Source organism: Mycobacterium sp. (assembly GCF_025965855.1).
Classification (GTDB): Bacteria; Actinomycetota; Actinomycetes; order Mycobacteriales; family Mycobacteriaceae; genus Mycobacterium.
The window spans coordinates 1-9,552 of record NZ_JAOPWB010000231.1; the positions used below are offsets into that span (position 1 = coordinate 1).

General features: G+C 68.3%; 8 protein-coding genes. 3 read left to right on the plus strand and 5 right to left on the minus strand.

Translation table 11 applies throughout. From position 1 onward, the window contains the following. Together JWP83_RS19660 and JWP83_RS19665 are read left to right on the plus strand one after the other, a co-directional pair. On the plus strand, positions 1-1,731 hold a 1,731-nt coding region (locus JWP83_RS19660; RefSeq protein WP_297733364.1), incomplete at its 5' end, for an MMPL family transporter. Then, on the plus strand, positions 1,728-2,255 hold the full coding sequence (locus JWP83_RS19665) for an XRE family transcriptional regulator (RefSeq protein WP_297733366.1): 528 nt from the start codon (positions 1,728-1,730) through the stop codon (positions 2,253-2,255). The genes JWP83_RS19660 and JWP83_RS19665, both read left to right, overlap by 4 nt. Positions 2,256-2,259: 4 nt before the next feature. Here JWP83_RS19665 and JWP83_RS19670 read toward each other — a convergent pair whose 3' ends face one another. Further along, positions 2,260-2,949 (minus strand): hypothetical protein, encoded by a 690-nt coding sequence (locus JWP83_RS19670; protein ID WP_297733369.1) that lies wholly within the window; start codon positions 2,947-2,949, stop codon positions 2,260-2,262. After that, positions 2,946-3,641, minus strand: coding sequence for a hypothetical protein (locus tag JWP83_RS19675; protein ID WP_297733372.1), 696 nt, complete (start codon positions 3,639-3,641; stop codon positions 2,946-2,948). Before JWP83_RS19675 ends, JWP83_RS19670 begins: the two co-directional genes overlap by 4 nt. A 42-nt stretch (positions 3,642-3,683) precedes the next feature. Here JWP83_RS19675 and JWP83_RS19680 point away from each other — a divergent pair, with 42 nt between their 5' ends. Further along, positions 3,684-5,678, plus strand: coding sequence for a M13 family metallopeptidase (locus JWP83_RS19680; RefSeq protein WP_297733376.1), 1,995 nt, complete (start codon positions 3,684-3,686; stop codon positions 5,676-5,678). A gap of 46 nt (positions 5,679-5,724) precedes the next feature. Here JWP83_RS19680 and JWP83_RS19685 read toward each other — a convergent pair whose 3' ends face one another. From JWP83_RS19685 to JWP83_RS19695, 3 genes are all read right to left on the minus strand, one after another. Further along, positions 5,725-7,974, minus strand: coding sequence for a molybdopterin-dependent oxidoreductase (locus JWP83_RS19685; protein ID WP_297733379.1), 2,250 nt, complete (start codon positions 7,972-7,974; stop codon positions 5,725-5,727). Then, a complete protein-coding gene (locus JWP83_RS19690) occupies positions 7,971-8,558 on the minus strand; it encodes a TetR/AcrR family transcriptional regulator (RefSeq protein WP_297733382.1) in 588 nt (195 codons plus the stop codon). Before JWP83_RS19690 ends, JWP83_RS19685 begins: the two co-directional genes overlap by 4 nt. A 147-nt stretch (positions 8,559-8,705) precedes the next feature. After that, positions 8,706-9,542: a L,D-transpeptidase gene (locus JWP83_RS19695; protein ID WP_297733385.1), complete on the minus strand. Its 837-nt coding sequence runs from the start codon at positions 9,540-9,542 to the stop codon at positions 8,706-8,708. Between the last annotated feature and the right edge of the window lie 10 nt (positions 9,543-9,552).

Here is a 9,552-nt window from a genome sequence, read left to right on the forward strand (position 1 = left end):
CCCGACGGCGGCGCGGCCTCGCCCGAGCACAGTCAGACGGTCAGCGCGATCCATCAGCGAATGACGCAGGCCCCCAACGTCGTTTCGGTGTCGCCGCCGCAGTTCGCCGAGGACAACGGCAGCGCCCTGGTATCCGCGGTGTTGTCGGTCGACCCCGAGGACATGAGGGCCCGCGACACCGTCGGTTGGATGCGCACGCAGCTACCCAAGATCCCCGACGCGGGCACGGCGCGGCTGGACGTGGGCGGCCCGACCGCGCTGATCAAGGACTTCGACGACCGGGTGTCGCAGACCGAGCCGCTGGTGCTGCTCTTCGTCGCGCTCATCGCGTTCGTGATGCTGTTGATCTCGATCCACTCGGTCTTCCTGGCGTTCAAGGGCGTGCTGATGACGTTGCTGTCGGTCGCCGCCGCCTACGGCAGCCTGGTGATGGTCTTCCAGTGGGGCTGGTTGCGCGACCTCGGTTTCACCCAAATCAGCTCGATCGACAGCACCGTGCCCCCGCTGGTGCTGGCGATGACCTTCGGGCTGTCGATGGACTACGAGATCTTCCTACTCACCCGGATCCGGGAACGTTTCCTGCACTCCGGGAACACCCGCGACGCGGTCGCCTACGGCGTGAGCACCAGCGCCCGCACGATCACCAGCGCCGCCCTGATCATGATCGCGGTGTTCATCGGCTTCGCGTTCGCCGGCATGCCGCTGGTCGCCGAGATCGGTGTGGCGTGCGCCGTCGCGATCGCGGTGGACGCCACGGTGGTGCGGCTGGTCCTCGTCCCGGCGCTGATGGCGATGTTCGCCCAGTGGAACTGGTGGCTGCCCCGGTTGCTGTCACGCGTGTTGCCGTCGGTCGACTTCGACCGGCCGCTGCCCGAGGTCGACCTCGGTGACGTCGTCGTCATCCCCGACGACATCTCGGCGCTGACGGCGCCCAGTGCCGACCTGCGGATGGTGCTCAAGTCGGCCGCCAAGCTCAAGCACCTGGCGCCCGACGCCATTTGCGTGGCCGACCCACTGGCCTTCACCGGTTGCGGACGCAATGGCAAGACGACACCCGGCGGCCCCACCGAAAGCCGTGGCCTCGGCCCCGGACAGATCCCCCACCAGGTCAACATCGACGACGACGTCGCGGGGGTCGGGGCCGGAGCCTATTCCAAGACCAGCACCAACGGCCACACGGCCACCAAGAAGCTGGTCGGCGGCCTCGCGTCGCGCAACGGCATCGCCCGCGCGATCGCCGGAGACCGGCCGGTTCATCCGGTCACGCTGTGGCGGGGCCGGCTCTCGGTCGCCATCGACGCGCTGGAGGCCGACGCCGACGGTGTAGACCGGCCACGGTACGAACGGCGCAGCCCGGTGGAGACCACCCACGTGCAACTGCCGACGGGCGATCGGCTGCTCGTCCCGACGGGCGCGGAGGCGCTGCGCCTCAAGGGCTACTTGATCATGTGCCGTAACAGCAGCCGCGATTACGCCGACTTTGCAGACATGGTTGACACGGTAGAGCCGGAGACCGCCGCTTTGGTGCTGGCCGGCATGGACAGGTATTACTGTTGTCAAACACCCAGGCGGGAATGGATGGCCACCCAGTTGGTCCGCCGGCTCGCGGATCCGCATCCCTCCGATTTCAGCGACGACCAGTGGCCGGATTCCGACGCCGAGGCGGACTGGGACGACGTCAGGCAGCGCTGCCTGTCGGTGGCCGTAGCGATGCTGGAGGAGGCGAGGTGACGTTGGCATCCGAACGGCGCCCGGCGACGCCGCCCCAGCGGCCCGCCGGCGAACAACGCAGACCCAACGGTGATTCTTTTCAGGACCTCGATCAACCGGTGGAGTTCTGGCCGACATCCGCCATCCGTTCCGCGCTGCAAGGCGGTGACATCGCCACCTGGAAGCGCATCGCCGCCGCGTTGAAACGCGACCCGTACGGGCGGACCGCCCGCCAGGTCGAAGAGGTTCTCGAGGGGACGCGGCCCTACGGCGTCTCCAAAGCCCTCTGGGAGGTGCTGGAGCGCGCCCGCACCCACCTGGAGGCCAACGAGCGCGCGGAGGTGGCCCGGCACGTGCGGCTGCTGATCGACCGGTCGGGCCTGGGCGAACAGGAATTCGCGTCGCGCATCGGGGTGTCGCCCGAGGATCTGGGCACCTACCTCGACGGCAGCATCAGCCCGACGTCCGCGCTGATGATCCGGATGCGCCGGCTGTCGGACCGGTTCGTCAAGGTGAAGTCCGCCCGGTCGGCCGAATCCAACTGACCCGTCAGCGGGAATAGATCGGCGTCACGTCGGACACCAACCAGGTGTCGCCGCGCTTGGCCAACGTCACCCGCAGCGCGGGCGCCGCCTGACTGGGGGGCTGGCCGGGGGCGTTCTGGGTTACCCGCAGGATCACCGCGACGCTGGCCGCCGACGGCCCGAGGGCCTCGACCCCGGCCGCCAGCGTGGCGGCCTGCGCCGTGACGTTGTGCTGGGCCAGGTCGGCGCTGGACTTTCGGTATTGCTCCCGGAACGCGCCCGCATGGTCCGGCACCATCATCGCCGCGGCCCGGTCGATGGAACTGGTCGGGGCGCTCGGGGTGAACGACGCCATCGCCTCGGCCATGCCCGAGGCGACCTGAACCACCTCGCGGGAGTCGTTCTTGAAGTTGCGGTCCGTCCTCGTCCAGTGCGTGTACCCGGTCAGCACCGCCGCGCACAGGGCGGCCGCGCACAGGAAGACGACGGCCAACCGCAGCGCCGGTGCGTCGTCGTCGGTACCGACGCTGACCGAATCGCGGCGCAGCAGCCAGAAATTGACCCCCACGCCCTCGAGGATCAGCACCACCAGCACCGAGCACGCCGACACCCACCACAGCGGCCAGCCGAGAACCACCCCGATCGCCAGCAGCGCCACGATCGCGGCCAGCGGGGCCGCGATGTCGAAGGCCAGCAGCCGCCAGAGGTTTCTCATCGGATGGATCCCAGCCCGGAGATCATCAGCTTGCCGTCCACGTTGGAGACGTCGAGCTGCAGGTTCCAGTGCACAACCTGCGGCTTGGCACCGACGTTCTCGCTGACCGACGTCGCGATCACCATCACCGAGTCCGTCCGGGTGGCGAACGGCGGCAGCTTGGTGGTGACTATTTCTCTTGGAGGCCTTGCGCCCTCCGGCTGGGTGTCCAGGTCGCGGTGCACCGTCTCGATTGCCACCGCCTCGATCCGGCCGGCGCTCTGCGACTGCAGCTTCTGCACCACCTGCCGGTAGGGCTGCACGGCCGCGTCGAAGTCGGTGTTGAGTTCCCCGACGGTCTCGTCGTGCAGCTTCTGCAGGCTGGTGTCGATGTTGCCGCTGTTCATGTTGATCAGCACGCCCGTCCACTCGGCGGCGGTCTGCATGACGCGGGTCAGGTAGATGCGTTCGCCCACCTCGTCGCGGTGAGCGGACCAGATCATGTAGCCGAGGACGACCGCGGCGACCGCCAGCACGCCGAGAGCGGTCGACGCGATGCCGTAGGCGGAGAAGACCCGGCCGGCCGACGGTTCCGTCTCGGAAGAATCGGTCCCCGACTCGTCGTCGGAGTCGTCGGAGTCGTCGGAGTCGTCAGTGTCGGAGTCGTCAGTGTCGGAGTCGGCCGGCTCTTCGGTTTGCTCGCCGTCGGACATGGGCCGATCGTCGCATCCAAAAGAAGATGGAAGGATGGCGGGGTGACAGTAGAGGCCATCCGATCGGGCGTCGACCTGAGCTTCGTCGACGCGAACGTCCGCCCCCAAGACGACCTTTTCCGCCACGTCAACGGCCGCTGGCTGGATGAATACGACATTCCCCCGGACCGGGCGACCGACGGCGCATTCCGCGCGCTTTACGACCGGGCCGAAGAGCAGGTGCGCGACCTGATCGTGGAAGTCAGCGAGCGGGGCGCCAAGGCGGGAACCGCGGACGCCGATGCGCAACGCATCGGTGACCTCTACGCCAGCTTCCTCGACGAGGAGGCCGTCGAACGCCGGGGCGTCCAGCCACTGCTCGACGAGCTGGCCACCATCGACGACTGTGCCGACACTGCGGCCCTGGCCGCCGCGGTGGGCGCGATGCAACGCACCGGGGCCGGCGGGGGCGTGGCGATGTACGTGGATACCGACGCCAAGGATTCGGCCCGGTACCTGGTGCACTTCTCCCAGTCCGGCATCGGGCTGCCCGACGAGTCCTATTTCCGCGAGGAGCGGCACGCCGAGGTGCTGGCCGCCTATCCCGGACACATCGCGCGGATGTTCGGACTGGTCTTCGGCGGAGACCCCGAGGCTCACGCGGAGACGGCGGCCCGGATCGTGGCCCTGGAGGCCAAACTCGCCGCCGCGCACTGGGATGTGGTCAAGCGCCGCGACGCCGACCTCACGTACAACCTGCGCACCTTCGCTGAGCTGCAGACCGACGCGGTGGGCTTCGACTGGGCCGGCTGGGCGACCGCGCTGGGCGGCACGCCCGATGCCATCACGGAAGTGGTTGTGCGCCAACCCGATTACCTGACCGCGTTCGCCGCGCTATGGGACAGCGAAGACTTCGAAGACTGGAAGCGCTGGGCGCGTTGGCGTTTGATCCGCGCCCGCGCCTCCTGGCTGACCGACGACCTCGTCGCCGCGGATTTCGAGTTCTATGGCCGCCTGCTGACCGGCACCGAGCAGATCCGGGAGCGCTGGAAGCGGGCGGTATCGCTGGTGGAGAGCCTGATGGGCGATGCGGTCGGAAGGCTTTATGTGCAGCGGTATTTCCCGCCGGACGCCAAGGCCCGGATCGACGCCCTGGTGGACAACGTGAAGGCGGCGTACCGGCTGTCGATCAGCGAGCTGGACTGGATGACGCCGCAGACCCGCGAGCGCGCCCTGGCCAAGCTCGACAAGTTCACCGCCAAGGTGGGCTACCCGGCGAAGTGGCGCGACTACTCGAAGCTGGTGATCGACCGCAACGACCTGTACGGCAACTACCGGCGCGGGTATGCGATCAACCACGACCGCGAGCTGGCCAAGCTCGGTAGCCCGGTGGACCGCGACGAGTGGTTCATGACGCCGCAGACCGTCAACGCCTATTACAACCCGGGGATGAACGAAATCGTCTTCCCCGCAGCCATTTTGCAGCCGCCGTTCTTCGACGCCGACTCCGATGACGCCGCCAACTACGGCGGGATCGGGGCGGTGATCGGCCACGAGATCGGGCACGGCTTCGACGACCAGGGCGCCAAGTACGACGGTGACGGCAACCTGGTCGACTGGTGGACCGACGACGACCGGACCGAGTTCGGCGCCCGCACCAAGGCGCTGATCGAGCAGTACGACGCGTACGCGCCCCGGGGCCTCGACTCGGGCCACCACGTGAACGGCGCCTTCACCGTCGGGGAGAACATCGGCGACCTGGGCGGGTTCTCCATCGCGCTGCTGGCCTACCAGCTGTCGTTGAACGGCCGGCCCGCCCCCGTCATCGACGGCCTCACCGGGGTGCAGCGCGTGTTCTACGGCTGGGCGCAGGTGTGGCGAACCAAATCGCGTGAGGCAGAAGCGATCCGGCGGCTCGCGGTGGACCCGCATTCCCCACCGGAGTTCCGGTGCAACGGCGTCGTCCGCAACGTGGACGCCTTTTACGACGCCTTCGACGTGGCCGAGGGCGACGCGCTGTACCTGGAGCCGACGAGGCGGGTCAGGATCTGGAACTGAGGTGGCGTTTCTGCGCGAGCAGACGCAAAAGCCCCCAATTTAGGCCCTAAATGGGGGCTTTTGCGTCTGCTCGGCACGGCTCGATCCGCGCCGGCACGTGCTTGTGCCACGGCGTGCCGGCGTAGGGGTCGCGCCATTCCGTAGAGGTCAGCGCGTTCGGGGCGACGCCGGGAACGACGGTAATCCCCTCCTCGTCGACATAATCGAGTCCGAAACCGTTGGGCAGGGCGGCATGCCCAGCAAGCATGGTCTCGGTGACTTCGACGGTCGCCTCGGCGCTGCCGGCCGCGGTGCTGACGCGCACCCGTCCGCCGTCGAGGAGCCCAAGCATCTGGGCGTCTTCGACGCTGACGCGCAGCGCCCCGTCGGCGTCGCGTTTGCGCCAGGACGGGTCTCGGAAAATGTCGTTGGCGGTGTAGGCACGCCGCTCGCCCACCGACAGCACGATGGGAAACTCCGAGGAGGTCAGGTCGGCTGGCGCCGTCGCCAACGCCCTTAGCTCGTCCAGCATTTCGGGGATTTCCAGTGCGATCTTATGGTCGGCGTGGCTGATCAGCGCGAAGTCGTCCTCGTAGGTGTGCAGGGTGAAGGTGACCCCGGACGGGCTGTCGAGGATCGCGTCGAACAGCGCATTGCCGTCGTCGTGCCCGGCCCGCCGCACCGCCTCCGGATAGGCCATGGCGGTCTTCTGGGCCAGCCCCCACGCGGCGGCCGCGCCGGACAACCCATCCGGCAGCGTCGGCCCCAGCGTCTCGTAGAGGACATACGGAATCAGCTTCGCCACAGTGGGATTGGTGGCCACGGCGGCGAGGAACGCTTCGGCATACGCTTGGCGGCCCCGCCGCGCCGCCTCATGCAACGGGCGCAGGTCGGCGTCGTCGAGTACGCCCAGCGCGCGCACCAGGCGCGCCCAGATCTCCGGTTCGGGCAGCGTCCCGGGCAGCGGCTGCAGCAGCGGCCGGCGCAATTGGAAAGCGTTGCCGGGGAACTCGAAGTTGAAGAAGGTCGCCTCCGGCTTCTCGAACTGGGACGCCGCGGGCAGCACGTAATGGGCTAGCCTGGCGGTCTCGGTCATCGCGACGTCCACGACCACCATCAGTTCCAGCGCTTGGAAGGCCTCTCGGCAGGCGGTCGAGTTGGCCAGCGAGTGGGCGGGATTGCTGCTTTCGACGATCATGGCCCGGAACCGGTCCGGGTGATCGGTCAGGATTTCCTCGGGCACGACGTTGCTCGGCACCAGCCCGGCGATGATGGGCGCACCGGTGACGGGCGTGCGGCCGGAGACCTGGCTGAACAGCGGGGCGAAGGACGAATGCAGGTGCTGCCCACCCTTTTTCGCGAAGTTGCCGGTGAGGATCCACAGCAGCTTGTTCAGGTAGGAGCACAGGGTGCTGTTGGGCGCCTGCTGAATCCCGAGGTCCTCGAACACCGCCACACTGGCGGCGGCCCCGATGCGCCGCGCCGCCGCGCGCAGCAGCTGCTCGTCGACCCCACAGCGCTGCGCGTAGTCACCGAGCGGGACTTCGCGCAGCTGGGCGCGGATGCCATCCGCGCCGCGCACGTGCTCGGCGAGAAACGCTTCGTTGCAGAGGTTTTCCTGAACGAGGACGGCGGCCAGGGCCGCCAGGCACCAGGCGTCGGTCCCGGGCCGCACCCGCAGATGGAAGTCGGACATCTTGGCGGTGTCGGTGACGACGGGATCGATCACGATCATCGAGCGGGCCGGGTCCTTGGCGATCTCGTTGAGCACCACCCGGGCCCGGGGGAAGCTCTGCGACATCCACGGGTTCTTGCCGACGAACACCGACACCTCGGCATGCTCGAACTCACCCCGCGTGTGACCGCCGTAGAGGTGCCCATCGACCCAGGCCTCGCCGGTCTTTTCCTGCGCCAACGCATTTGACCGGTAACGCGCTCCGAGCGCCTTCAGGAACGCCCCGCTGTAGGCCCCGCCAAGATGATTGCCCTGCCCGCCACCGCCGTAGTAGAAGATCTTGTCCCCGCCGTAGGCGTCGCGGATGTGCTTGAACCCCTCGGCGATCTCGACAATGGCGGTGTCCCAGTCGATCTCCTCGAAGGTCCCGTCGGCGCGGCGGCGCATCGGCGAGGTCAGGCGGGCGCGGTTGTTCTGGTAGTGGTCCAGCCGCAGCGCCTTGTTGCAGGTGTACCCCTGCGACGCCGGGTTCGCCTTGTCGCCCCGGATGCGGGCCAGTCGGCGATCGTCGACTTGGACGACGATGCCGCAGTTGCATTCGCAGAGGATGCACGCGGTCGGCTGCCAATCAGTGGGGCTCATTGCGAATTCCTCTCGGAGAGCTCGGCTACGAGCAGCTGGTGTAGCTGCCGGTGAACGACATCAAGGGGTGCGAGGTCGCGCCGCACCCGGGCCAGCACGATCGCACCCTCCAGCGCGCTGGTCGCCAACACCGCCAGTTCGCCGGCCCGGTCGGCGGGCATTCCGTCGGCGACGAAGCGCTGCGCGATCAGGTCGGACCAACGGTCGAACGCCGCCGCCGCGCGCTCGACCACCGGCGCCATGCGCTCGCGGTCGGATTGGTCGCCGGCTTCGACGGAGACCGCGACGACGGGGCAGCCCGCGCGGAAATCGCTGTCGAGCAGCTGGCGGCGGTACTTCTCGATCAGCGTGTGCAGCAGCTCGAGGCCGCCCCCGGCCTCGGTGATGACGGCGGCCACGTGCTCGCCGGCGTAGTCGACGGCCTCGCAGAGCAGTTGGGTCCGCCCGCCCGGGAAGTAGTGGTAGGCCGAGCCGCGCGGCGCGCCGCTGTGCTCGAGAACGTCCGAGATGGCGGTGGCATGCGCGCCGCGCTCCCTGATCAGCAGCGCGGCGGAAACCACCATCCGCTCGCGTGGGGTTCGCATTCGTCACTCCTCGGTCGCCGCCACAGCTTATGTATGAGGCTATACATAACGCGCGGCGGGCGAAAGCTCCGCTTCGCGAGCAGACGCAAAATCGCCCTATTCCCGACGGGAATGGGCGATTTTGCGTCTGCTCGTGGACTTGGGGGGTTACGACATCCAGTCGCTGGAGCCGTCGTTCTTCTTGTAATCGCCGCCGCCGGAGTTCTTCACGATGATCGGGTCACCCGGGCCGAAGTTGTCGAAGAACCACCGGGCGTTGCCGGGGCTGATGTTGATGCAGCCGTGGCTGACGTCGCGCTTACCCTGGTCGTCCACCGACCATGGTGCGCTGTGCACGAAGTCGCCGACGTTGTCGAAACGGACGGCCAAATCGACCGTCACCTTGTAGCCGTACGTCGAGTTGACCGGGACCCCGTAGGTCGAGGAATCCATCACCACCGAGGGCATCTTCTCTTGCACGTAGTAGGTGCCGTTGGGGGTTTGGTGATTACCGGACGTCATGCCCATCGACATCGGGATGGTCTTCTCCACGGTGCCGTTGCGGGTGACGGTCAGTTGGTGGGTGGCGTCGTCCGCCGTGGCCACCAGGGTGTCTCCGGTGTGGAAGCTGGACACGGTGCCGCCCGCGTCGACCGTCACGTCTGTGTGAGCGGGCCAGAAGCTCAGCGGGCGCCAGCGCAGCTGCGTCGGGGTCATCCAGTAGAACTTGCCCGAGACCGGCGGGTTCGACGAGACGTGGACCGCGTTGATGGCCGCGCCCGCGTCATCGACCCGACCGGGGAAGTTGAGGATGATCGGCTGGCCCACGCCCACGGTCGTGCCGTTTTTCGGGACGAACGAGGGCGGCCCGAAAGGCGGCGTGCCGGTGAACGGTGTCGGGTCCTGCCCGGCAGCGGGGCCCGCGACCACGGGTTGTGCACCGGGGAAGGGCAACGGCGGCGGCGGCGCGAGCGGGGCGGCGGGGGGCGGCGCCAGCACGGGCAGCGGCGCCGGG

Bases quoted from the DNA above. Each gene is read 5' to 3' on its own strand.
- JWP83_RS19675 (WP_297733372.1), bottom strand. From the start codon at position 3,641: ATGTCCGACGGCGAGCAAACCGAAGAGCCGGCCGACTCCGACACTGAC.
- JWP83_RS19690 (WP_297733382.1), bottom strand. From the start codon at position 8,558: ATGCGAACCCCACGCGAGCGGATGGTGGTTTCCGCCGCGCTGCTGATC.
- JWP83_RS19685 (WP_297733379.1), bottom strand. From the start codon at position 7,974: ATGAGCCCCACTGATTGGCAGCCGACCGCGTGCATCCTCTGCGAATGC.
- JWP83_RS19670 (WP_297733369.1), bottom strand. From the start codon at position 2,949: ATGAGAAACCTCTGGCGGCTGCTGGCCTTCGACATCGCGGCCCCGCTG.